This window comes from Kumtagia sp. (assembly GCF_059502445.1).
In genome coordinates, this window is sequence record NZ_JCACER010000101.1 from 247,591 (window position 1) to 270,392 (window position 22,802).

At 64.6% G+C, this 22,802-nt stretch carries 20 protein-coding genes; 10 read left to right on the forward strand and 10 right to left on the reverse strand.

Annotated elements, in window-relative coordinates:
• Positions 1-20: 20 nt before the first annotated feature.
• Together AC5JDC_RS27165 and AC5JDC_RS27170 are read right to left on the reverse strand one after the other, a co-directional pair.
• Positions 21-1,133 (reverse strand): BMP family ABC transporter substrate-binding protein, encoded by a 1,113-nt coding sequence (locus AC5JDC_RS27165; RefSeq protein WP_495846426.1) that lies wholly within the window; start codon positions 1,131-1,133, stop codon positions 21-23.
• A 55-nt stretch (positions 1,134-1,188) separates the two neighbouring features.
• On the reverse strand, positions 1,189-2,562 hold the full coding sequence (locus AC5JDC_RS27170) for an amidohydrolase family protein (protein ID WP_495846347.1): 1,374 nt from the start codon (positions 2,560-2,562) through the stop codon (positions 1,189-1,191).
• Between the two features lie 204 nt (positions 2,563-2,766).
• Between AC5JDC_RS27170 and AC5JDC_RS27175 the strand changes: the two genes are divergently transcribed.
• On the forward strand, positions 2,767-3,672 hold the full coding sequence (locus tag AC5JDC_RS27175; RefSeq protein ID WP_495846349.1) for a LysR family transcriptional regulator: 906 nt from the start codon (positions 2,767-2,769) through the stop codon (positions 3,670-3,672).
• 27 nt (positions 3,673-3,699) lie between these two features.
• On the opposite strand, the gene AC5JDC_RS27180 is transcribed toward AC5JDC_RS27175, so the two are convergent.
• The 5 genes from AC5JDC_RS27180 to AC5JDC_RS27200 form a co-directional block, all read right to left on the reverse strand.
• Positions 3,700-4,572, reverse strand: coding sequence for a 2OG-Fe(II) oxygenase family protein (locus tag AC5JDC_RS27180; protein WP_495846351.1), 873 nt, complete (start codon positions 4,570-4,572; stop codon positions 3,700-3,702).
• 243 nt (positions 4,573-4,815) lie between these two features.
• Positions 4,816-4,938 (reverse strand): hypothetical protein, encoded by a 123-nt coding sequence (locus AC5JDC_RS27185; protein WP_495846353.1) that lies wholly within the window; start codon positions 4,936-4,938, stop codon positions 4,816-4,818.
• Positions 4,939-4,979: 41 nt separating this feature from the next.
• Entirely contained in the window at positions 4,980-6,281 is a 1,302-nt protein-coding gene (fabF, locus tag AC5JDC_RS27190; RefSeq protein WP_495846355.1) for a beta-ketoacyl-ACP synthase II, read from the reverse strand.
• A gap of 172 nt (positions 6,282-6,453) precedes the next feature.
• Positions 6,454-7,251 carry an SDR family NAD(P)-dependent oxidoreductase gene (locus AC5JDC_RS27195; RefSeq protein WP_495846357.1) on the reverse strand — a complete coding sequence of 266 codons (798 nt, stop codon included), beginning with the start codon at positions 7,249-7,251 and terminating at the stop codon, positions 6,454-6,456.
• A gap of 71 nt (positions 7,252-7,322) precedes the next feature.
• The gene (locus tag AC5JDC_RS27200) at positions 7,323-7,901 is read right to left on the reverse strand and encodes a TetR/AcrR family transcriptional regulator (protein ID WP_495846359.1); all 579 of its coding nucleotides are present in this window, start codon (positions 7,899-7,901) and stop codon (positions 7,323-7,325) included.
• Between the two features lie 121 nt (positions 7,902-8,022).
• On the opposite strand from AC5JDC_RS27200, the gene AC5JDC_RS27205 reads away from it, so the two are divergent.
• The 3 genes from AC5JDC_RS27205 (at position 8,023) to irrA (ending at position 12,838) form a co-directional block, all read left to right on the forward strand.
• Complete coding sequence (locus AC5JDC_RS27205) at positions 8,023-9,132, forward strand: efflux RND transporter periplasmic adaptor subunit (protein WP_495846361.1); 1,110 nt, start codon at positions 8,023-8,025, stop codon at positions 9,130-9,132.
• The gene (locus AC5JDC_RS27210) at positions 9,132-12,242 is read left to right on the forward strand and encodes an efflux RND transporter permease subunit (RefSeq protein WP_495846363.1); all 3,111 of its coding nucleotides are present in this window, start codon (positions 9,132-9,134) and stop codon (positions 12,240-12,242) included. Before AC5JDC_RS27205 ends, AC5JDC_RS27210 begins: the two co-directional genes overlap by 1 nt.
• A gap of 170 nt (positions 12,243-12,412) precedes the next feature.
• Positions 12,413-12,838, forward strand: coding sequence for an iron response transcriptional regulator IrrA (gene irrA, locus AC5JDC_RS27215; protein ID WP_106775027.1), 426 nt, complete (start codon positions 12,413-12,415; stop codon positions 12,836-12,838).
• Positions 12,839-12,968: 130 nt separating this feature from the next.
• On the opposite strand, the gene AC5JDC_RS27220 is transcribed toward irrA, so the two are convergent.
• Complete coding sequence (locus AC5JDC_RS27220; protein ID WP_495846366.1) at positions 12,969-13,529, reverse strand: SH3 domain-containing protein; 561 nt, start codon at positions 13,527-13,529, stop codon at positions 12,969-12,971.
• A 162-nt stretch (positions 13,530-13,691) separates the two neighbouring features.
• Between AC5JDC_RS27220 and AC5JDC_RS27225 the strand changes: the two genes are divergently transcribed.
• Together AC5JDC_RS27225 and AC5JDC_RS27230 are read left to right on the forward strand one after the other, a co-directional pair.
• Positions 13,692-14,693: a 2-hydroxyacid dehydrogenase gene (locus tag AC5JDC_RS27225; RefSeq protein WP_495846369.1), complete on the forward strand. Its 1,002-nt coding sequence runs from the start codon at positions 13,692-13,694 to the stop codon at positions 14,691-14,693.
• Positions 14,694-15,196: 503 nt separating this feature from the next.
• Positions 15,197-15,931: a pentapeptide repeat-containing protein gene (locus tag AC5JDC_RS27230; protein ID WP_495846371.1), complete on the forward strand. Its 735-nt coding sequence runs from the start codon at positions 15,197-15,199 to the stop codon at positions 15,929-15,931.
• A gap of 12 nt (positions 15,932-15,943) precedes the next feature.
• Here AC5JDC_RS27230 and AC5JDC_RS27235 read toward each other — a convergent pair whose 3' ends face one another.
• Positions 15,944-17,635 carry a hypothetical protein gene (locus AC5JDC_RS27235; RefSeq protein ID WP_495846373.1) on the reverse strand — a complete coding sequence of 564 codons (1,692 nt, stop codon included), beginning with the start codon at positions 17,633-17,635 and terminating at the stop codon, positions 15,944-15,946.
• A 481-nt stretch (positions 17,636-18,116) separates the two neighbouring features.
• On the opposite strand from AC5JDC_RS27235, the gene AC5JDC_RS27240 reads away from it, so the two are divergent.
• The 4 genes from AC5JDC_RS27240 (at position 18,117) to AC5JDC_RS27255 (ending at position 21,616) form a co-directional block, all read left to right on the forward strand.
• Positions 18,117-19,223 carry a DNA alkylation repair protein gene (locus AC5JDC_RS27240; RefSeq protein WP_495846375.1) on the forward strand — a complete coding sequence of 369 codons (1,107 nt, stop codon included), beginning with the start codon at positions 18,117-18,119 and terminating at the stop codon, positions 19,221-19,223.
• An 87-nt stretch (positions 19,224-19,310) separates the two neighbouring features.
• Positions 19,311-20,900, forward strand: a complete 1,590-nt coding sequence (locus tag AC5JDC_RS27245) for a peptide chain release factor 3 (RefSeq protein ID WP_495846377.1) — start codon at positions 19,311-19,313, stop codon at positions 20,898-20,900.
• A 105-nt stretch (positions 20,901-21,005) separates the two neighbouring features.
• Positions 21,006-21,284 (forward strand): type II toxin-antitoxin system RelE/ParE family toxin, encoded by a 279-nt coding sequence (locus AC5JDC_RS27250; RefSeq protein ID WP_495846379.1) that lies wholly within the window; start codon positions 21,006-21,008, stop codon positions 21,282-21,284.
• Between the two features lie 5 nt (positions 21,285-21,289).
• Complete coding sequence (locus tag AC5JDC_RS27255) at positions 21,290-21,616, forward strand: HigA family addiction module antitoxin (protein WP_495846381.1); 327 nt, start codon at positions 21,290-21,292, stop codon at positions 21,614-21,616.
• A 79-nt stretch (positions 21,617-21,695) separates the two neighbouring features.
• On the opposite strand, the gene AC5JDC_RS27260 is transcribed toward AC5JDC_RS27255, so the two are convergent.
• A complete protein-coding gene (locus AC5JDC_RS27260) occupies positions 21,696-22,673 on the reverse strand; it encodes a M23 family metallopeptidase (RefSeq protein ID WP_495846383.1) in 978 nt (325 codons plus the stop codon).
• Between the last annotated feature and the right edge of the window lie 129 nt (positions 22,674-22,802).

Here is a 22,802-nt window from a genome sequence, read left to right on the forward strand (position 1 = left end):
CTGTCCTGTTCCGCTTCGGATCAGGGGCGAACCGCGGTCCGCATCTTGTCGAGTGCCGCCTGATCGATAGCGAAGCCGGAAGAGACCTTGATGGCACCGGAGATGATGCCGGCCTTCGCTTCGTCGAGCTTCTGCTTCAGCGCCGGCGGGGCGAGCGCGGCCATGTTGCCGGTTTCGGCCAGTCCGACAGCCTCCTCCTTGAGGCCGATGGCCTCGACGGTGCCGACGGGCAGCTTGCCCTCCAGGAACAGATCATAGGTGCGGGCGAGCGTGACATCGACCTTCTTCAGCATCGACGTGGCGACCTTGGCGGCCATCGCCGGATCGCTTTCTTTGAAGATCAGCTCCTGGTCGGAATTCACCCCGAGCGCCCATCTGTCCGCCTCCTTGGCCGCCGCCAGCTGGCCGACGCCCGTCAGGCCGGCGACGTTGAAGCCGATGGCCGTGCCGGCGCGATACTGGGCGAGCGCCAGCTCCTTGCCCTTGGCCGCATCGTTGAAGGTGCCGGCATAGGAGATCGCGATCTTGATGTCCGGCGTGACGGACTGCGCCCCTTCGACGTAGCCGACGAGAAAGTCGTTGATGATCGGAATGTCCATGCCGCCGAGAAAGCCGAGGGATGTCCCCTGAGAGCCTGGAACGATGCCGTCCTTCAGCAGGCTCGCCGCAAAGATACCCGCGAGGTAGGAGCCTTCGTTCTGCTTGTAGACGACCGAATACACATTGCCGTAGTCGCCCTTGTCGTACGGCATCACGCCGTCGATCAGGACATAGGTCTTGTCCGGATATTCCGGCGCGACTTCCGCCATGATGTCTGAGATCTCGAACGTGCAGGCGATGATCAGATCATAGTCCTGCTCGGAGACGTCCTGGAAGGTCGGCAGCCATTTGGTCTGGTCGGTGCCCATCTCGATCACCTTGGTCTCGACCTGGTCGCCGTATTTCTGCTTCACCAGATCCATGCCCTTGGCACCGAGATCGAAATAGGACTTGTCGCCCAGATTGCCGTTGACGAGGAAGACGATCTTTTTGGCATCGGCACCCTGGGCGCCCGTGACGGCCACGGCGAGCACGGAGGTCGAAGCCGCAAGCATCATGGCGCGGAGAGCGCTGCGGCGGGTCATGGCGGTGATCATCATTATGGTTCCCCTTTTTTTTTTTAAGTCTTGAGTAGTAATCGGGTCGCCGTCAGGCCGAGGAAATCGGACTGACCGCGCCCGCGGCATTCTCGGCAAGCCAGGCGCCGCGCCGGGCGAAAAGGCCGGGCACGACCGCCTGCACCTCGGCAATCAGGTCGCCGATGCTGGCCGTCTTCAGATGTCCGTCCTCGACCAGCGTGCGGCCGTCGACCATCGTGAGATCGACGTCGCCGCCGCGCACGGCATGGACGAGATTGTGGTGCAGGTTTCCGCCCTTGCCGCCGAACAGCGGCGTCATGCGCGGCGTATCGGTGCGGACGGCGATGATGTCGGCCCTCTTGCCGGTTTCGAGCGAACCGATCTCGTGCTCCTTGCCGATGGCGCGCGCCCCCTCGATGGTCGCCATGCGCATCACGTCCCAGGCGTCGAGAGCGGCGGCATCGTGCGTGGCGAACTTGCTCAGCAGCGAAGCGAACTTCATTTCCTCGAACATGTCGAGGTTGTTGTTCTCCTTCTCCCCATCCGTGCCGATGCCGACGGCGACGCCCGCCGCCCGCAGCTTGCCGATCGGGGCATAACCGCTGGCGAGCTTCATGTTGCTGGCGGGATTGTGGGCGACCGCCACTCCGCGCCGGGCCATCACGTCGATCTCGCTGTCGTCGAGCCAGACGCAGTGGGCAAGCAGCGTCTTGCCGGCATCGAGAAGGCCGAGCTTCTCCAGCGCCTGGATCGACCGGGTGCCGTAGCGGCGGTGCATCTCCCTGAGCTCGACGTCGGCCTCGTTGCTGTGGGTGTGGAAGCCGGTGCCGAACTTCCTGGCGAGCTCGATGGCGCGGCGATGGCCGTCCTCGGTCGAATAGAAGGCATGTTCGAGCCCCACCCAGACTTCGACGCGGCCGTCGGCCTTGCCGTGCCAGGTTTCGAGCAGGCGCTCGGTGTCGTCGAGACGGTCGAAGTAGTCGTAGTCCGGATGCTCTCCGACATAGGGCACCATGACGGTGCGGTTGCCGATGGCGCTGGCGGCACGGGCGGCGCCTTCCATGTGACGCCACATGTCCACGACCGTCGTCGTCCCCGACAGCACGGCTTCCGCGTAGCAGAGCCAGGAGGCCGCCTCGGCCTCGCGCGGCCGCAGTACCCGATGCATCGGATCGATGTACATGCGAAGCCAGTCCCACACCGGAAGGCCTTCGGCCGTTCCGCGCAGCAGGCCGGAATGAAGATGGGCGTTGACGAGGCCGGGCATCAGCAGGCGGTCGCGCAACTGGCGAACGGGGCTGTCCGGGAAGCCTGCCCGGAGCTCCGCCAGCGGGCCGACCGAGACGATACGGCCGCCGTCGATGGCGACCGCGCCGTTTTCGACGACCCGGTTTTCCGGATCCATGGTGATGACGTGGTCGGCTGCGAGAATTCGAACGGTCATGGACTCCGGCTCGGCTTGCGCATGCGTCCGCGCGCCGGAAGGCCCTTGCGGCTCCCGATCGGGCTATCAGCTTGCGCGGAATGGTTGATTTCGGGGCGGCTCGCCATCCGCCGGTTGACATTTCAAAGCTTATGAAGGCGGATGAACGTACACAAGAAAAGTTTATCGCACGGCCCGTGCTCAAAGTGAGAGCAGTCGACATCGATGCCCATTTTTACGACGGCGACCCGTTGTCTTGTGGAGGTGATCGAGGCCGGGTCGATCCGGCGCGCGGCGGAAATTCTCAACATGGCGCCGTCTGCGATCAACCGGCACATCCTGAACCTCGAAACCGAATACAAGATGATCTTCCTCGAACGCCTGCCGCGCGGCGTGCGTGCGACGCCGGCCGGCAGGCTCATGGCCGAGCAGATCCGCCGCTGGCATGCGGACATGGAGGGCGTGACCGACGAGCTGGCGAAGCTGCGCGGCAAGGAGAGCCAGCGCATCACGATCGGCATGATGGAGTGTTTCGCCGGCGGCTTCTTCACCGAAATCCTCGCCACGGTGCGCCAGAGCTATCCGGAAGTGTCGGCCGTCGTCCGCGTCGGCGGGACGCGCGAGCTGGTCAGCCTGCTGGAGGACGGCGAGATCGACCTGGTCGTCGCCTTCAACATGCCGCCAAGCTCCAACTACTGGGCGGTGGAAACCATGCCCATCAACATGGCGGTGGCGGTGGCGGCCGGTCATCCCTTCGCCGCGCGCCGCTCGATTTCCCCGAGCGAATGCGAGAGCGAGCCGCTGCTTCTGGTCGACGGCAGCCTGAGCCTGCGGCCGCTGATCGACACCATCTTCGCAAGCGGCTCGCCATGGACGACCGCGCCGCTGACCTCGAATTCGATCCTCATGATCAAGAGCGCCGTACGCGCCGGAGCCGGCATCAGCATCCTGACGCGGTTCGACGTGCGCGACGAACTGGCGAGCGGTCAGATCGTGCTGGTCCCGCTGGACGCGCCGAACACGCGGGAAACCCTGTCGATCTGCGTGCGCGACCAGTCGACGGTGCCGGCCCTCAGCACCGCCTTCACCCAGGCGATCATCGCGGCGGTCCGCCGCGAACTGTCCCGTTGACCTCGAGCAGGTCAGCGATTTCGTTCTTTACTTGACGCCGAGCTCGCGCAGGCGCTCCTCGAGATAGGACCCTGCCGTATAGCGCTCGGAAAGAACGACGTCCGAACGCGGCTGGAGGAATACGGGCAGGGACACGCGCGATCGACGGGCGCTTTCACCGACCGGATTGGCGACACGATGCGTCGTCGACTTGTAGTAGCCGCCGGTCGCCTCCTGCAGCATGTCGCCGATATTGATGACCAGCGAGCCGTGGTCGGACGGCACGTAGCCCCACTCGCCGTTCTCCGTCAGGAGCTGCAGGCCGCGTTCGTTCGATGCGGGCAGCACTGTCAACAGGTTGATGTCTTCATGGGCGGCGGCGCGCAGTGCGCCGTCCTCCTCGTTTCCCGTAAGCGGCGGGTAGTGGAGGATCCTCAGCAGCGTCTGCGGGCTGTCCTTGATCATATCGGGCAATGGCATCGAAAGCCTTGCCCGGATGTCGAACGGCGTATGCATCTCCACCCAGGAGAGAAGTTCGGCTGCGAGCGCGCTGGCTGCTGCGTAGTAGCGTTTTGCGGCATCGGAGACCTCGGCGGGATAGCGGCCCGCCGGGAAGCAGTGGAAGAATTCCTTGGTATCCTTCTTGGTGCTGCCCTTGGCCGTCTCGGACACTGCCGTCGAGAAGAAGCCATCCTGCTTCTCCTTGTCATAGGCATAGGCGTGCTTGGCTTCGCTTTTGAAGAAATCCAGCCATTCCCCATGGATGGTCTCGATGAGCTCCTGCGGGATCGGGTGATCCTTGAGCACGCCAAAACCGGTCCTCCGCAGCGATTCCGCGAAGAGCCGCGGCGCCTCGGGATCCTTGTAGGAAACGGCGGCTACTCCAGTGTCCACTTCGTCCCGCGGCGAGGTGCTGGTCATGATCATCTTCCCCTTAAAACCTGTTCGCAGGGAAGCTATGAAACGCGATCAGCCACAAGGCACCAATTCGCATACGGCCTGTCCACGAAAACGGGGCATTTGACATGGCGCTCTGCCATGTCGTCGGAGAGGTTCTTCCCGTATCCCTGCCACTCGTGTTCGCAGATCACGCCGTGACCGCCCGGTTGCGGGCGACGATTTCGTCGTGGCCGAGCTTGCCGCCGGCTGCCATGAATTCTCTGATCAGAGCGTCACGATTGCCGGGAGCGCGAGGTCGGCCGACTGCAGCGCCGATTTCAGGTCGTTCGTTGTGACCTCCGTGCAATAGGCCGGGGTACCGGGCTGCCGACGCATCCCGATCTTCATCGAAATGTACTCCCGTCAGGCCGGAGCGCGAGCGGCGGCGATCACGAGCCACCTCCAGTGCTTGCGCCGGACAGATCGTCCGTCCAGCGCCGGAACAGCGCGCTGGCGTTCACGCCGCCGAAGCCGAAGCCGTTGGCGATCGCGTATTCCATCGCCATAGGCCGGGCCTCGTTTGCAACGAAGTCGATTCCGTCGCCGGCCGGATCGGGCATGCTCAGATTGAGGGTCGGCGGCGCCACCTGATCCCTCAGCGCCAGGATCGCGAAGATGGCGCCGAGCCCGCCGGCGGCCCCGAGCAGGTGCCCGGTCGCCGATTTCGTTGCGCTGACGGCAATCGCGAAATCGCGGCCGAACACGCTCTTTATCGCCTCGATCTCGCCCATGTCGCCGACCGGCGTGGAGGTCGCATGCGCATTGAGATGACGAACCTCGCGCGGCAAAATCCCCGCCTGGGCGATCGCAATCTCCATGGCCCGGCGCGCGCCGTCGCCGTCCTCGGGGCCGGACGTGACGTGATGAGCATCCGCTGTCGTGCCGTAGCCGACGAGTTCGGCGAGCGGTTTTGCGCCGCGCGCCAGCGCGTGGCTCAGTTCCTCGATGACCAGGATGCCGGCTCCTTCGCCCATGACGAAGCCGTCCCGCGACCTGTCGAAAGGCCGGGAGGCCTGGGTCGGCGCCCAATTGAAACCGGTCGAAAGAGAGCGCGCCGCGGCAAACCCACCAAGGCTGACGAGGTTCATGCAGGCTTCCGTGCCGCCGCACAGGGCGATGTCGGCCTCACCTGCGCGGATCAGCCGTGCCGCGTCGCCGATCGCCTGGATGCCGGCCGCGCATGCGGTCACCGGCGCGCCGAGCGGCCCCTTGAAGCCGTGGCGGATCGAGACATGCCCGGCGGCGAGGTTCACCAGGAAAGAGGGTATCGTGAACGGCGACAGGCGGCGCGCACCGCGTGAATCCACCGTGCGCACCGCCTCGGTGATGGCCGGGAAACCGCCGATGCCGGACGCGATGATCGTGGCCGTGCGCAGGCGCTCGGTTTCGGAGCCGGGTTTCCAGTCCGCCTGCGCCAGCGCCTCGTCCGCCGCCGCCAGCGCGAAGAGAATGAAGCGGTCGGCCTTGCGCTGGTCCTTCGGCGCAAAGACGGCATTCGGATCGAAGCCGGCTTGGGGGTCTTCTTCCAAAGAGGGAACCACACCGCCGACCTTCGCCGGCAGGTCTCCTACGACATCGTCCGGGAGCCTGCGAACGCCCGAGCGGCCGGCCAGCAGGCGCGACCAGGACGTTTCGACGCCCGCGGCGAGCGGCGTGACCGCTCCGAGACCAGTGACAACAATTCGTCGCATCATCTTCCTGTCGATCTGCCGAACCGCTTGGGCTGGCACAGTGCAAGCACGTTCGCATGCCCGGCTGCCGGAGGCCGCCGCAACGGCACTCGGTTTGAACTTCGATGGCGAGCTTACTCGGTCTGGCCGTGCGCATCCTGCAAGGCCCGGCATCGTTCCCGCCACGCGGGACCTAAGCCGCCATTATTCTTCTCATCGTGGCCCTTTGCATCGATCGCGGCGTCAGGCGGTTTGAAAAGGCTGCCATCTTGTTCGACAGGCCCGCGACCACCATGGCCTTTCCTTGCAAGAGCGCCCGCATGCCGCTCGCGGCAACCGGGCGTGGCTTCATGGTGAGGAGGCGCAACAAGGCCGAGTCAGTGGCCCCAGCCGCCGCATCGAACCCGGTCGCAGTGTGCCCCGGGCAGAGGCTGGTCACGACCACGCCGTGGGGGTGGAACTCGTCATGCAGGGCCTCGCCAAGCGCGAGCACATAAGCCTTGGTCGCCGCATAGGCCGCGTAGCTGGGAACCGCCTGGAAGGCCAGGAGGCTGGCGACGAGAAGGATGTGTCCGGATCGCCGCGTGGCCATATCGCGGCCGAAGAGATAGGTCAGCTCGGTGAGCGTTGTGATGTTGAGCTGGATCATATCCGCGGTGCGCTCGATAGGGGTTTCCAGAAAATCGCCGTGCAGGCCGTATCCGGCATTATTCACCAGGATGTCGATCGCTATCGCCTTCGCGTCGAGACTGCTTTTCAGGCGACGGGCCGCGCCGGGCGAGGCCAGATCGATCGCTTCGACCAGCACGTCCACCCCGTATTTGCGGCGAAGATCGGAGGCGAGACTTTCCATCGGCTCCTGCCGTCGGGCCACCAATACGAGATCGATCTTCTGCGCCGCCAGGATATCCGCGAATTCAAGACCGAGGCCGCTCGATGCCCCTGTGACCAGAGCCCGTTTTCCGGCAAGGCTTATTGTTTCTTTCGGCATCGTTCTCTCCGTCATTTATTTGATCGGCGAATGGGCTCGGCCACATCCGATCAGAACATCAATCGATTCCGTCAAGCACTCACGGCTTCGCGAACCTGATGGGTAGCCGCATCCAGAAAGGCCTGCGCAAGGTCGGCGTCGTTGACCGCCCGCGACAGGACCACCGCACCGACCATGGTCGAGAGGATGGCCATGGCCTTGCCACTTGATTCCGTGCCATCGGCCTCGCCCACCCAACGATCGAGCAGTTCGAGGTATTCGCCGATCCCGGTTTCGAACGACGCCTTCACGTCGGCACCTTGCCTGGCGGCATCCGAGCCGAGCGCCACGACCGGGCAGCCGTCCATCCTTTCCGCGCGATGGTCCATGCTGAGGTAAAACGCGACCACCGCGCCAAGCGGGTCGCGCGGATTGGCCTCGGCCGCCGCTGACCATCGGCGGGAAGCGCTCTCCAGCGCCCGCCTGGATGCCTGTGCCGCCAGGTCGTCCTTGGATTCGAACTGCTTGTAAAAGGCGCCCTGGGTAAGCCCGGCGCCCTTCATCAGATCTTTGAGGCCGATGCCGTCAAAGCCGCGCTCCCTGAAGAGGCGGCTTGCCACATTGATCACGGTCTCGCGGTTTTCCGCGGCCTGCATGCGACTCACGCGCATCGTCGATCTCCTTCTTTTTTAGATTGCATCTGTAATCTATGCCATATATAGAGTTCGAACGCAATCTAAAAAAGGAACGTAGGCCGATGTTGAGGTCAGCGCAACTGTCGAGGCCACGGGCATGAAAAGGAAACCCACCATTGTGCTGGGAGGCGTCCTGATTGCAGGAATAGGGGCGGCCACCTTCGTCGCGCTTTCCCTTCGCACGCAGGAAGCCGCGGCGGTGAGCGACCCGAGGCAGGAAGCGCCTATCGTCAGGCTGGTGACGGCAGCGCCAGTGACCGGATCCGAACGAAGCTTCACCGGCATCGTCGGGGCAAGGGTTGAGAGCAATCTCGGCTTCCGCGTCCCCGGCAAGATCGTGGAGCGGCTCGTGAATGTCGGCGAGCAGGTCAAGGCCGGTCAGCCGCTGATGCGGATCGACGAGACCGACCTTCGCCTCGCGCTCGCGGGAAAGCACAATGCGGTTGTCGCCGCGCGCGCGATCGTCGCTCAGACGGAACCGGATGAACGGCGATACGCCAGTTTGCTAAAGGACGGATGGGTACCCCGGCAGCGCTACGAACAGGCAAAGGCTGCGCTGGATACGGCCCGGGCCCAGCTCGCCGCAGCCGAAGCCGATGCGAGTGTCGCCGAGAACGAGGCGACCTATTCCGTCCTGGTGGCGGATGCGGACGGAACGGTTGTCGAGACGCTCGGCGAGCCAGGGCAGGTCGTGTCCGCCGGTCAGGCCGTGGTTCGGCTCGCCCAGGCGGGGCCTCGCGAAGCGGTGGTTACGCTCCCTGAAACGATCCGGCCGGCGATCGGCTCGGCCGCCGAGGCCAGCGTGTACGGGGGCAATGGCCGCCGCTATGCGGCACGTCTGCGGCAGCTCTCGGACTCCGCCGACGCCCAGACCCGCACCTATGAGGCCCGCTATGTGCTCGACGGCGATGCAGCGGCGGCACCGCTTGGCGCGACGGTCACCATCCGGTTGGTCAATCAGGCGAGCCGACCCGAGGTGGAGGTGCCGCTGGGAGCGGTGCTGGATGATGGCGAAAAGACCGGCGTCTGGGTCTTGGACCGCGCCACCTCGACCGTACGGTTTCAGCCTGTCCAGCTTGTTCGCGTAACCGGCGAAACCGCCGTGGTGTCCGGACTGCACTCCAGCGATTCGATCGTTTCGCTGGGCGCTCATCTCCTGCAGGAGGGCGCTCGCGTCAGAACCGCGCCGGAAAGCGGAGGCAGTTGATGAACCTCAACCTTTCCGCGATCGCCGTTCGCGAACGCGCCGTCACCCTGTTCTTCATCCTCCTGCTGGTTGCCGCCGGCGCTTACGCCTTCGTCATGCTCGGGCGGGCGGAGGACCCCAACTTCACCATCAAGACCCTCACGGTCACGACGGCATGGCCGGGCGCGACGGCGCGCGAGATGCAGGACCTCGTCGCCGAACCGCTGGAGAAGCGGCTTCAGGAACTGACCTGGTACGACCGGGTGGAGACGACCACGCGGCCGGGCTATGCGTATATGACGGTCACGCTGAAGGACAGCACGCCGCCATCCGTCGTGCAGGAAGAGTTCTACCAGGCGCGCAAGAAGCTCGGGGATGAGGCCCGCAACCTGCCGCCCGGCGTCTACGGCCCCTTCGTCAACGACGAATATTCGGATGTGAGCTTCGCCCTTTACGCGCTGAAGGCCAAGGGCATGCCGATGCGTGAGCTGGCCCGGCAGGCCGAGGTGATCCGCCAGGACCTCCTGCATGTGCCCGGCGTCAAGAAGATCAACATCCTCGGTGAACGTCCCGAGCAGATATTCGTCGAATTTTCCTACGCCAGGCTGGCGACCCTCGGCGTGTCGGCACAGGACATCGTCGCCGCCTTGCAGCGGCAGAATACCGTCACGCCGGCGGGCTCGGTCGACACAAAGGGGCCGCGGGTCTTCATCCGGGTCGACGGCGCTTATGACAGCGTCCAGGCGATCGCCGACACGCCGATAGCCGCAGCGGGGCGGACGCTGAAGCTCTCCGACATCGCCGAGGTCCGCCGCGGCTACGAAGATCCTCCCACCTACCTCATCCGACGTCAGGGTGAGCCCACCATCATGCTGGCGGCGGTGATGCAGGAGGGCTGGGACGGTCTCGCGCTCGGCAAGGCCCTGGAGGACAGGACGGCGGCCATCGCGCAGGCACTGCCGCTCGGCATGACGCTCGACAAGGTGACCGACCAGGCCGTGAACATCGCCTCGGCGGTCGACGAATTCATGATGAAGTTCGCGATGGCGCTCGGCGTCGTGCTGCTGATCGCCCTGATCAGCATGGGTTGGCGCGTCGGCATCGTCGTGGCGGCCGCCGTCCCGCTGACGCTCGCCGTCGTCTTCCTCATCATGCTGGAGACCGGCCGGTTCTTCGACCGCATCACGCTCGGCGCCCTGATCCTGGCGCTCGGCCTTCTCGTCGACGATGCCATCATCGCCATCGAGGTGATGGTGGTGAAGATGGAAGAGGGCATGGACCGCATCAAGGCGGCCGCCCATGCGTGGAGCCACACCGCCGCGCCGATGCTGTCGGGAACGCTGGTGACGATCGCCGGCTTCCTGCCGGTGGGCTTCGCCCGCTCGACCGCCGGCGAATACGCCGGCAACATCTTCTGGGTCGTGGGGTTCGCCCTCATCGTCTCCTGGATCGTCGCGGTGATCTTCACGCCCTATCTCGGCGTGAAGATGCTGCCCGCGATCAAGCCGGTCGCAGGCGGCACCCACGCGATCTACGACACGCCGAACTACCGGCGCCTGCGGCGGCTCATCGCCTTTGCCGTGCGCCACAAGTTCGCGACCTGCGCCACAGTCGGCATAGCCTTCGCGCTGTCCGTCGTCGGCATGGGTGCCGTCAAAGAGCAGTTCTTCCCGACATCCGACCGTCCGGAGGTGCTGGTGGAGGTCCGCCTGCCGGAAGGCTCCAGCATCGAGACGACGACAGCGACGGTCGAGAAACTCGAACATTGGCTGGAAGACCAGCCCGAGGCCAGGATCGTCACGAGCTATGTCGGTCAGGGCGCGCCCCGCTTCTTCTTCGCGATGGCGCCGGAGCTGCCCGATCCCGCCTTCGCCAAGATCGTCGCGCTGACCGCTGACGCCGAGGCGCGCGAGGTGTTGAAGCACCGGCTCCGGCAGGCGGTGGCACAGGGGCTCGCACCGGAAGCCTATGTCCGCGTCACGCAGCTCGTGTTCGGCCCCTACACGCCGTTCCCGGTCGAGTTCAGGGTGATGGGGCCTGATCCCATGCAACTCTACCGTATTTCCGAGAAGGCCCTCGACATCATGCGGGACGTCCCGGACGTGCGGCAGGCCAATCGCGACTGGGGCAGTCGCACGCCGGTGCTCCGCTTCGTCCCGGATCAGGATCGGCTGAACCTCATCGGCCTTTCGCCGGCGGAGGTGGGTCAGCAGCTCCAGTTCCTCCTCACCGGCATCCCGGTTACGCAGGTCCGCGAGGACATCCGCAATGTCCCCATCGTGGCGCGCAGTGCCGGCGGGGAGCGGCTGGATCCGGCGCGCCTGGCGGATTTCTCTCTGATGAGCCGGGACGGCCGACCGATTCCGCTCGACCAGATCGGCCATTCGGAAATCCGTATGGAAGAGCCGATCCTTAAGCGCCGCGATCGCACGCCCGTCATCACGATCCGCTCGGACATCAACGAGGCGACCCAGCCTCCTGAGGTCTCCAAGCAGATCATGAAGGCCCTTCAGCCGCTGATCGCATCTCTCCCGGCCGGCTATCGCATCGAATTGGGCGGATCGATCGAGGAGGCTGGCAAGGCCAACGCAGCCTTGGGCAAGGTCTTCCCGCTGATGATCGCCATCACGCTGATCGTCATCATGCTGCAGGTGCGATCGTTCTCGATGATGGCCATGGTGCTGCTGACGGCACCGCTCGGGCTTGTCGGCGCGGTGCCGACACTGCTCGCCTTCAACCAGCCCTTCGGTTTCAACGCCATCCTGGGGCTGATCGGGTTGGCCGGCATCCTGATGCGCAACACGCTGATTCTGACCGAGCAGATCAAGGAGAACCGCGCGGCCGGTCTCGACGATTATCACGCCGTCGTCGAAGCAACGGTGCAGCGCACGAGGCCTGTGGTCCTGACCGCACTTGCCGCCGTGCTGGCCTTCATCCCCCTCACGCACTCCGTCTTCTGGGGATCGATGGCCTATACTCTGATCGGCGGCACGGCGGTCGGCACGGTGCTGATCCTGCTCTTCCTGCCCGCGCTCTACGCCGCGTGGTTCCGGATCAAGCCGACTGCGGACGAGGTCCCCGAGGACACGGCGGAGGAACCGGAATTGCGCACGGCAATGGCTGCGGAGTAGACCTCTGCCTGGGTCGATTCCGGACATATCGGCGAGCGCCTCGCGCGGACATCGTCGAAGCGCGGCTATTGATCGGCAATCCACAACCGAATATATGCTCGTAAAGGGAATTGTGACCAAGTTCGTGTATTCGCGGGCTTGCAGTCTCTCTCGGGGTTGTAGTTGGGACGATGAAGTCACCGGACAACGCAGTCAGCATCGGTGAGCGCGTGCGCAAGGCGGGCCTGCGCCCGACACGCCAGCGCGTGGCGCTGGCCGACCTGCTGTTCGCCAAGGGCGACCGTCATCTCTCCGCCGAATTGCTGCACGAGGAGGCGCTTGCCGCCGGCGTGCCGGTGTCGCTGGCGACCGTCTACAACACGCTGCACCAGTTCACGGAAGCCGGCCTGCTGCGCATCCTCGCCGTCGAAGGCTCCAAGACCTATTTCGACACCAACACGTCCGACCACCATCATTTCTTCATCGAGGGCGAGAACACCGTCTTCGACATCATGTCCGGCCCGATCAAGGTCAGCGACCTGCCCGCGCCGCCGGAAGGGATGGAGATCGTCAACGTCGACGTGGTCGTGCGGCTGCGCCGCAAGGCCGGCGCCTGACACCACATCCGATCTTGCCGAACTGGCTGGGGGCGACGCTGCGCCTCGAATGGCTGCGTATTGCGCCGATCCGTCGATGACGGCGCCTGCTCAAGCGCCGGCCGGCCGGCTGGGCGCGCGGCCGCTGCGGTCAATCCTTGATCGTCTCGCCGGGATAGGCGCCCCACACAAGCGTCTGGCTGATCCAGCCGGTGTGGCCGGAAAAAATCATCTGGCACCACTCGCCGTTGCATTCCTTGATGGTGCCGACCACCCCCGGCTCTATGACGGCGACCTTGCGTGCCTCGCGGCGCGGCTCCGCCACCAGGTCGATCGTGGCATCCTTGCCGCGCTGCCACGGAGCGGCGATCGCCGTGCGCTTGCCGGACAGCAGCGACTGGTTGATCCAGCCCTCCGCCCCGTCGGCATCGCGCACGCGCCGCCAGTTGTCGTATTCCTGGATGATCTCCATCGGCAGTCCGGGCTTCAGATAGAGCCAGTCGACCGGATAGTTCACGCCGGGTCCGATGCGCGAATTGACCTTGCCGGACTTGAGGCTGACGAAGCGCGGCAGCGGCAGGCCGCTCGGGCCGACCGAGGCGCCCGGGCCGGCGGCGCCTTGCGCGGCGGCATGGCGATCGCCGACCGGGAACAGCGCCAGGCCGAGCAGCGCGCTCAGGACAACCGTGCGAATCGACACCAGACCAGACACCTTCGTTCCTCTGCACATGAGCCGGCATCCCCCGCGGGACGCCCCTTTTTCTTTGTCATAGGCCCGGCCGCTTGTTACACAGGCGGTCACGCCGGGGCCGGGTGCAAGTTTCGCGCGCCTTGGTTAAAGAGGTCTCAACAGGATCCGGATTCGAGGAAACTCATGGCGGGCAAGAAGAAGCCTCTCGTCGTCATCACCCGCAAGCTTCCGGACCAGGTCGAGACGCGCATGCGGGAACTGTTCGACGCGCGGCTGAACCTCGACGACCGCCCGCTCAGCCAGCCCGAGCTTGTCGCCGCCATGAAGGAGGCGGACGTGCTGGTGCCGACCGTCACCGACCGGATCGACGCCGCGCTCATCGAGCAGGCCGGTGCGAATCTCAGGCTCATCGCCAATTTCGGCAACGGCGTCGACAAGATCGACGTGGAGGCGGCCGCCCGCAAGGGCATCACCGTCACCAACACGCCGGGCGTGCTCACCGAGGATACGGCCGACATGACCATGGCGCTCATGCTGGCCGTGCCGCGCCGGCTGACCGAGGGCGCCAACATCCTGGAGCACCCGTCGAAATGGGCCGGCTGGTCGCCGACGTGGATGCTCGGCCGACGCTTCACCGGCAAGCGGCTCGGCATCATCGGCATGGGCCGCATCGGCACCGCGGTGGCGCGGCGCGCAAAAGCCTTCGGCCTGTCGATCCACTACCACAACCGGCACCGCGTGCTGCAGAGCGTCGAGGACGAGCTGGAGGCTACCTATTGGGAAAGCCTCGACCAGATGCTGGCGCGCATGGACATCATCTCCATCAACTGCCCGTCGACGCCTGCCACCTTCCACCTGCTGTCGGCGCGCCGCCTCGCCCTGCTGCAGCCGACCGCCTACATCGTCAACACGGCGCGCGGCGACCTGATCGACGAGGAGACGCTGGTCAGGATGCTGCAGGAGGGCAAGATCGCTGGCGCCGGCCTCGACGTGTTCGAGCACGAGCCGGCGGTCAATCCCAAGCTGGTCAAGCTCGCCGCCAAGGGCAAGGTCGTCATCCTGCCGCATATGGGCTCGGCGACGATCGAAGGCCGCATCGACATGGGCGAGAAGGTGATCATCAACATCCGCACCTTCTTCGACGGCCACCGCCCGCCCGACCGCGTGCTGCCGAACCGGACTTGAGAATGTCCGATCTTTGGGCACAGACGGTGAAGGAGATTCGTTCGGTCCTGGAGGAAAGCACCGGCGATCCTGTTTCATCGTCGACGGCCGCGAATGCTTGGGACCTTGTAACCCAGATCCGCTCAGATCACATGCCCCAACTGAAGTCGGTCGAGGTTATCGGCCGACCATTTGCATGAGCTGGAACGAGGTTTCTCCCAAAGGTTTTCAGATTGAGGTCCATGAAGACAAGTATGAATTCTACCGATTCTTCGAAGGCCATACAGAAATAGCGGAAATGCATTACAGAGCAGGCGACGACTTCCCTCCGGAATCTTGGAAAAACTGCACATCATATCCATGATAGTTTAATCTATTTTCTCGACCTCCGTCCTGGCGGTCATACCCACTATCCCGCGGCCCGGCGCAAGGACACGAACTCGTCATATTTGTCGCGACACAGTCTCGGCTATAAGCAGGCTGGAGCCGGAAAAACCAAGGCCGGACGATCGCAGGACGATTGAATGCCGAGAGTTCTGGTGGAAACAATTTCAAACGCTCGGGCCGGTGTGCGACGTGCCGCGCTGGCGGCCCTTCTGCTCCCCGCCTTTCTCGCTCCAGGATCGCCGGCCGGCGCGGCAAACTGCAGGTCGATGCCGGCGCCCGGCGTCGACTGGAGCCAATGCGGCAAGAGCAACCTGCTCCTGCCGGACAGCCAGCTGGACGGCGCCAATCTCACCGATGCCGACCTCAACGCCACCGACCTGCGCAATTCCAGCCTGGTCGGCACCAATCTGGAGAAGGCGGCGCTGATCCGTTCCTCGCTCGCCGGCTCCAAGGCCGAGAAGGCGAATTTTGCCCGCGTCGAAGGCTACCGGACCATCTTCGCGGGGATGTCGGCCCATGGCGCCTCCTTCGCCAGCGCCGAGCTGCAGCGCGCCGACTTCAGCGGCGCCGATCTCTCCGGCGCGGATTTCCAGAAGGCGGAATTGGGTCGCGCGAATTTCACCGGCGCGACCATCACCGGCACCCGCTTCACCATGGCCAATCTGGCGCGGGCGCAGCTCGCCGGCGTCAAGTTCGAAGGCCCCCTCGATTTCTCCGGGGCTTTCCTGTTCCTGACCCGCATCGAGGGGCTCGACCTCAGCGCCGCCACCGGCTTGAAGCAGTGGCAGATCGACGACGCCTGCGGCGACCAGGCGACCAAGCTGCCGGCCGGGCTGACCGCGCCGGCCGACTGGCCCTGCAAGCACGACTGAGCCGCGAAGGCGCTACGACGGCGCCCGTCCGATCAAGTGGCGACGCGCCTTTTCGAGGAAGGTCACCCAGAACACGGCCGAAACGATCGCCGCGACATAGAGATAGGCGGTATCGATCGGGTCGGCGGTGTTCCTGACCTGTGCCGCCGCCAGGTGGTATTTTCCAATGAACTCCATTCCGATGACCAGCGCGCACAACACCGCCACCCCAAGCGCAGCCCGCATGCCGAGCCTGGCTTTGGCGGTGAACCTTTCCACGAGCACGAACGTGATCACGCAGGCGGCAACGCCGTAGCATAGCCTGAGCCAGTTCCGATCGAAGAAGGCCGTCAGCTTCTGCCAAAGGAAATCGGTGCAGGTGGCCACGAGAACGCCGCCTTCGCACTTGTTCGACGTGCCGATTATGGCAAGCGCATCGATCAGCAGCAGAAAGAGGCCGAGAACGACGAGGACAAGGATCGCAGCCCTGAGATAGCTTCTTCCAGCAACGACATCGGCCTGCCTGCCATCCCTGTCCCTATACCAGTCGTCATCTTCCAGCCGGAATTTCCTGTACAGGAAGAAGACGAATATCCCCAAGCCAACCCATATGTATCCGGCCACGACATTGAACAGGTTGCCGCCGATCGCCTCGATCCTGGGCCAGGTCCTGGCCCAATCCGGCCTCAGCTGAACGATCGAACCGTTCAGGAAAGACATCGAGACATAGAGAAAGGCGACTGCGCCAAGGCTGAAGAAGAAGGCGAAGAGGATTGCATCCGCCTGGAACTGCAGCCGGCTCGCGTTGCGGATGTCCGCTATCTGCTCCTGGGACAGGTTCAGGCGCAGGGCGTCGAGAACCGTGGACATCTGAACTCTCTTGGCCCGGTTCACGACCGCGCAGCTGATGAAGCTGTAGACGTCGTCATAGTTCTTGTCGATCAACGGCTTCAGCTTTTCGGCGGCCTGCTCCAGTGACCTGTAGTCTGTGATCGAGCTCACGCCGAGCTGCATGCTTATGCTGTCGTGCTCGTCCAGGATTCTGTCCCAGATTATCTTGTATTTTTCGAAGAACGATCGGCCGATCTTCGGGGATCTGTTGGCATCCCGCAGGACTTTGCGTACCGACCGAACGATGAAGCTCGTCTTTACCCAGTTCTCGAGTTCGCTGGGCAGATCGCCCGATTCGAACTGCGCTTCCAGCTCGGCAAAACGAAACAGCTCCTTCCTGCCCTCAGCGGAGAGGGCCTGAAGATTCTGCGACGCCGCCGCCAGTTCGCTTTTGGTGTCCTCGACGGAGCGGATGATCATCGCCCTGTTGTGCATCATGCCGCGCAGCCACAGCTCGACCTGAGAAAACCAGGGCAGGTTCGGCAGCAGGCCGACCATCAGCAGCGCACTCGTGGTCGGCCAGGCGATCAGGGTGACCTTGTCGACGCGCTCGATGCCGAGCCCACGGCCGAACAAAGTTATTGCAACGAACATGAAGAGCAGGATCGCCAGATAGATTATCAGCGACTCCGTAAAGGCGCGATGGACGGTCAGGTCCTTCATGTAGATTTGAGAGATGACCCGGTCTTTGTTGGCCGATTTCAGGCTAGGGATCTCCTCGTAGAATTTGTTCCATCCATAAAGGACGACCACGATTAAGCCGAACCCCCAGCTGAACATCACTTCCGGCGCAAGCAACTGGCCAACATCAGTCGGCGATCCGGGCGGCGACATATCGGCACCTCACTTGCATTCGCCATTGACGCAGTTTTGTGCAAGCACGGTATGGGGAATTTGCACGACGGCAACAATCCCAAAGAAGACGACGAGCGCCCATGCGCGAGAAATAACCTTGACCTGCATGTCATTCACCCAAGCCTTGTTCGTTTACACAAAATAACAAACATCGATCTTTTCGACAAGAAACCTTAGAGATTTAGCTTTGAAATGCTTTGCCATTAACCGGATCATCTTTCATCGCGCGAGCGTGCCCCAATGAAGCGCCAAGCGGCCGGTCGAGCCAACGGCGTCACCGGCCAGCGATGGGAGGTTCCTTTCGATACCGCGTCGCTCTCCTGCCGGTTCCTGTCAGCGGATCGCGCCATCCGCCGCCGCCGCATCTTCCGTGGACGGGCCTTCCATGACTTCATGGTCGGGAGATTCGCGCCGCATCTCCCGATCATTCCCGCGGCAATGGACAATGGAGGCGCAAACAATGGCGGACAATTCGGTACAGGCGGCGCCGGCGCTGAAGGAGATCTTCGACCGGGCGCGGCTCCGCCACATCGCGACCCAGGCCGCGGCGGTCTCGCCAGGTTTCGAGATCGAGCGGTTCATGCAGCTCGCCACCGACGATCTCGACGCGCTGGGCATCATGCAGCGCATGCGGCAGACGGCCTTGAGCCTGCACGCCACCCTGCCGGCGGATTTCGGCCGGGCGGTCGAAGCCCTGCGCGCGCTCGCGCCGCGCATCGAGCACAATTTCGCGTCGATCGCGCTCTGCGAATATGTGGCTCTTTACGGCCAGGAGCATTTCGACGTGTCGATGGATACGCTGAAATTCCTGACGCGGTTCGGATCGGCGGAGTTCGCCATCCGGCCCTTCCTCGCCCGCGATTTCGACGGGACGCTCGCCGTGATGCGCGGCTGGGCCGAGGACGACGACGAGCACGTGCGCCGGCTTGCCAGCGAGGGCTCGCGGCCGCGCCTGCCGTGGTCGTCCAACCTGAAGAACCTGATGGCCGATCCGTCGCCGACGGCGCCGATCCTCGAGGCGCTGAAACGCGATGCCAGCCTCTATGTGCGGAAATCGGTCGCCAACCACCTCAACGACATCAGCAAGGACAATCCCGACTGGGCTCTCGACCGGGTTTCGGGATGGGATCTGAGCGACCGGAACACCGCGTGGATCGTGAAGCATGCGCTCCGAAGCCTGATCAAGAAGGGCGAGCCGCGGGCGCTCGGGTTGGCCGGCGCGACCGGCAAGCCCGAACTGCGCGTCGAGGCATTTTCGGTCGAACCCGCCAATGTGGCGCTCGGCGACCGGATCACGATCTCCGCGGCCATCGCCTCCACCGGGCTTGGGTCGCAGCAACTGGTGGCCGACTATGCCATCCACTACGTGAAGAAGAACGGCACCGCGTCGCGCAAGGTCTTCAAGTTCAAGGAGCTGACGCTGCAACCCGCCGGCAGGACGACGCTGGCGATCAGCCAGACCATCCGCGACTTCACCACCCGCAAGCACCATGCCGGGCGCCACCGCGTCGAGCTGATCGTCAACGGCGAGATTCTCGCCGAGAGCGCCTTCGATCTCGGTATCTGAGCGGGCCGCCGATACGGGACCAGCCGGCATTCCTCGACAGCGGCGAAAGCGCCTGCTAGAAGCCCGCGCACTCCACGGATTCCAGACATGGCCGAAGACATCAGACAGGCGGTGGCACGCCGCCGCACCTTTGCGATCATCGCGCACCCCGACGCCGGCAAGACCACGCTGACGGAGAAGCTGTTGCTGTTCGGCGGCGCCATCCAGCTCGCCGGCGAGGTCAAGGCCAAGAAGGACCGCATGAACACGCGCTCCGACTGGATGAAGATCGAGCGCGAGCGCGGCATCTCGGTGGTCACCTCGGTGATGACCTTCGAATATGGCGACCACGTCTTCAACCTGCTGGACACGCCCGGCCACGAGGATTTCGCCGACGACACGTATCGCACGCTGTCGGCCGTCGACAGCGCGGTCATGGTCATCGATGCCGCCAAGGGCATCGAGCCGCGCACGCTGAAGCTGTTCGAGGTCTGCCGGCTGCGCGACATCCCGATCGTCACCTTCGTCAACAAGATGGACCGCGACGCGCGCAACACCTTCGAGATCCTCGACGAGATCGAGCAGAAGCTGGCGCTCGACACCGCGCCCATCACCTGGCCGATCGGCCAGGGCAAGACCTTTTCGGGCACCTACCATCTGGCCGAGAACGCCGTGCGCAGGAGCGACGCCGAGGTCGAGCGGCAGAAGGTGAACGGCCCCGATTCCAACCGCGTCGCCGGCCTGCTGCCGGACAACGAGCGCGAGACCTTCATCGAGGAGCTGGAGCTGGCGCGCGAAGCCTGCCGGCCGTTCGAGCTGGGGGCCTTCCGCGAGGGCCACATGACGCCGGTCTATTTCGGCTCGGCGCTGCGCAATTTCGGCGTGCGCGACCTGATCGAGGGGCTCGGCGCCTTCGCCCCCAGCCCGCGCGACCAGGAGGCCGACATCCGCACGGTCGAGGCGACGGAGGCCAAGATGACCTCCTTCGTCTTCAAGATCCAGGCCAACATGGACCCCAACCACCGCGACCGCATCGCCTTCGTGCGCGTCTGCTCGGGCGCGCTGGAGCGCGGCATGAAAGCCAAGCTGGTGCGCACCGGCAAGCAGATGTCGCTGACGGCGCCGCAGTTCTTCTTCGCCCGCTCGCGCATCACCGCCGACGAGGCCTATGCCGGCGACGTGGTCGGCATTCCCAATCACGGGACGCTGCGCATCGGCGACACCTTGACCGAGGGCGAGGACATATTGTTCCGCGGCGTGCCCAACTTCGCGCCGGAGATTCTTCGCCGCGTGCGCCTGGGCGACGCCATGAAGGCGAAGAAGCTGAAGGAAGCCCTGCAGCAGATGGCCGAGGAGGGCGTGGTCCAGCTGTTCTCGCCCGAAGACGGATCGCCCGCGATCGTGGGCGTGGTCGGCGCGCTGCAACTCGACGTGCTCAAGGAGCGGCTCAACGTCGAGTACACGCTGCCCGTCGACTTCGAGATGTCGCGCTTTTCCATCTGCCGCTGGATCTCGGCGGACGAGCGCGCCGAGCTGCAGCGCTTCATCGACGCGCATCGCGGCGACATAGCCCGCGACCTCGACGGCGACCCGGTGTTTTTGGCCCAGCACGGCTTCTCGCTCAACTACGAGGCCGAGCGCTGGAAGGCGATCCGCTTCGACGCGGTGAAGGACTATCAGGTGCGGGAAGCGGCGTAGGCTGCCGCGCGATGTAAAGCAATGCTTGACTGAGACGTTTTTTCCCGTAATCTCTTGTCAACGTCCACTCTGCGCATGACGTGCGGATAGCGAAGGGGAATCACGATGATTCTTTCGTTCCGCAGTCGCCCACTTAGGAAGTTTTGGCAGAAGCACGACGGTAGGGGCTTAAACCCGCAGCACCTGGGAAAAATCGAACTCATCCTCGACATGCTGGAGAACGCCAGAGTTGCGGAAGACATGAACCTCGCGAGACTGGATTTTCACAAACTGACCGGCGAGAGCCCGCCGCGCTGGTCGGTCCACGTGAACGGGAACTGGTGCATAACCTTCTCGTTCGAAGGCGAGGATGCAGTCGCGGTCGACTACGAAGATTATCACTGAGACCGATGAGCGCCAGAAAGCATAGCCTCCGCGATCCCAATCGCCCCCCGGTACATCCCGGGGCGATCCTGAAGGGTATTGTTCTGGAAGGCGGCGTGCCGTCCAAATCCGAGTTTGCCGCTGCGCTGGGCATTTCGCGGCAGATGCTTCACGGCATCCTGACGGAGAAGCATCCGATCACCGTGGAGATGGCCGTGCGGCTCGGCCATGTGCTGGGCAACGGGCCGGGCATCTGGGTGCGCATGCAGCAAGCCCATGACCTCTGGCATGCGGAACGCAAGATCGACACCAGCAAGCTCAAGGTGCTGCATCCGGCGGTCGCCGCCGAATAGACCCGAGAAGCCGCTCGTTTTGACGCGTTCCGTGACTAACCAGGTGCGGGAAGCGGCGTAGCCCGTCCGTCCTGCTCCGTCACTCGACGGTGAAGCTACCCGACTTGCGCAGGATGGCGCCGGCGTTGCCCCACACCTCGACCTTGAGGTCGTAACGTCCGGGCGCGGGTGCGCCGCGCTTGCCGGCAAAGGACGAATAGGCCGCCTTCGGCCGGTCCATGCGCTCGGTCATGGTCTCGGCGAACGTGGCTCCGTCCGGTCCGGTCACGACCAGGCGAATGCGGTCGCCGGCGCGCAGGTTGATGAGCCAGCCCCAGCCGACGAGATTGGGCGAGGCGGCCGTCGCCGCCGGCGGCGGACCGGAGACCGGCAGAGCCGCATGGTCGAGCGGCTCCCCCGCCAAGCCCATCGCCAGAAGCTGCGGCCGCCCGCCGCCAAGCGCCGCGGCGACATCGGCCGCGAACAGCGGCGCGGCCTGGCCGGGCTCCTTCAGGCAACCCTGCCTCGGCCGGCGGCCCGTCATCGGCTCGACCACCTCGCCGTCGCGGCGGACGGTGACGTGGACATGCGGAAAGGCCGCCATGCCGGACGCGCCGATCTCGCCGAGCTTCTGGCCGCGCTTCACCGTGTCGCCGGGCGCCGCCACCAGGCTGCCCCGCCGCATGTGGCAGTACTGGACTTCCAGCCCGCCGCCATGATCGACGACCATGCCGTTGCCGCACTCCTTGTCGGCCACGGCGGCGCGATCCTGATCGGTGACCACCAGGTGATCGGGCTCGCCGTCGCGGCCGCGCAGCACGGTTCCGTCGGCCATGGCGACGACCGGCACGCCCCGCTCGACGTCGGCCATCGACAGAACGCGCAGATCGGTGCCCTCGTGGCCGTCATAGGCGGCGTTGCCGCAGAAGGGGTCGGCGATCCCGCCGCCCTCCTGCATGTCCATGAACTGCTGCACGAAGCAATCCTTGCCGGGCGTGCAGTCGGCCGGCAGTCCGAACTCCTGGGCGGATGCCGGGACGGCGGCGATCAAGATGGCGACCAGGCACGCAAACCGCATCGAACGCTCCCTTCCAAGCGACGGATGTGGAGCCGCATGATGCATCGGACGCCGCCGCTTGGCCAGAACCGGCCGACATGACGGATCGCCGGCGCACGCAACCCTTTCGCTTCCGCCGGATTTCTGCCA

Excerpts from the sequence above, each read along its gene's own strand:
- AC5JDC_RS27170 (WP_495846347.1), bottom strand. The coding sequence starts at position 2,562 with ATGACCGTTCGAATTCTCGCAGCCGACCACGTCATCACCATGGATCCG.
- AC5JDC_RS27175 (WP_495846349.1), top strand. The coding sequence starts at position 2,767 with ATGCCCATTTTTACGACGGCGACCCGTTGTCTTGTGGAGGTGATCGAG.
- AC5JDC_RS27180 (WP_495846351.1), bottom strand. The coding sequence starts at position 4,572 with ATGACCAGCACCTCGCCGCGGGACGAAGTGGACACTGGAGTAGCCGCC.
- AC5JDC_RS27185 (WP_495846353.1), bottom strand. The coding sequence starts at position 4,938 with ATGAAGATCGGGATGCGTCGGCAGCCCGGTACCCCGGCCTATTGCACG.
- fabF (WP_495846355.1), bottom strand. The coding sequence starts at position 6,281 with ATGCGACGAATTGTTGTCACTGGTCTCGGAGCGGTCACGCCGCTCGCC.
- AC5JDC_RS27195 (WP_495846357.1), bottom strand. The coding sequence starts at position 7,251 with ATGCCGAAAGAAACAATAAGCCTTGCCGGAAAACGGGCTCTGGTCACA.
- AC5JDC_RS27200 (WP_495846359.1), bottom strand. The coding sequence starts at position 7,901 with ATGCGCGTGAGTCGCATGCAGGCCGCGGAAAACCGCGAGACCGTGATC.
- AC5JDC_RS27205 (WP_495846361.1), top strand. The coding sequence starts at position 8,023 with ATGAAAAGGAAACCCACCATTGTGCTGGGAGGCGTCCTGATTGCAGGA.
- AC5JDC_RS27210 (WP_495846363.1), top strand. The coding sequence starts at position 9,132 with ATGAACCTCAACCTTTCCGCGATCGCCGTTCGCGAACGCGCCGTCACC.
- irrA (WP_106775027.1), top strand. The coding sequence starts at position 12,413 with ATGAAGTCACCGGACAACGCAGTCAGCATCGGTGAGCGCGTGCGCAAG.
- AC5JDC_RS27225 (WP_495846369.1), top strand. The coding sequence starts at position 13,692 with ATGGCGGGCAAGAAGAAGCCTCTCGTCGTCATCACCCGCAAGCTTCCG.
- AC5JDC_RS27230 (WP_495846371.1), top strand. The coding sequence starts at position 15,197 with ATGCCGAGAGTTCTGGTGGAAACAATTTCAAACGCTCGGGCCGGTGTG.
- AC5JDC_RS27235 (WP_495846373.1), bottom strand. The coding sequence starts at position 17,635 with ATGTCGCCGCCCGGATCGCCGACTGATGTTGGCCAGTTGCTTGCGCCG.
- AC5JDC_RS27240 (WP_495846375.1), top strand. The coding sequence starts at position 18,117 with ATGGCGGACAATTCGGTACAGGCGGCGCCGGCGCTGAAGGAGATCTTC.
- AC5JDC_RS27245 (WP_495846377.1), top strand. The coding sequence starts at position 19,311 with ATGGCCGAAGACATCAGACAGGCGGTGGCACGCCGCCGCACCTTTGCG.
- AC5JDC_RS27250 (WP_495846379.1), top strand. The coding sequence starts at position 21,006 with ATGATTCTTTCGTTCCGCAGTCGCCCACTTAGGAAGTTTTGGCAGAAG.
- AC5JDC_RS27255 (WP_495846381.1), top strand. The coding sequence starts at position 21,290 with ATGAGCGCCAGAAAGCATAGCCTCCGCGATCCCAATCGCCCCCCGGTA.
- AC5JDC_RS27260 (WP_495846383.1), bottom strand. The coding sequence starts at position 22,673 with ATGCGGTTTGCGTGCCTGGTCGCCATCTTGATCGCCGCCGTCCCGGCA.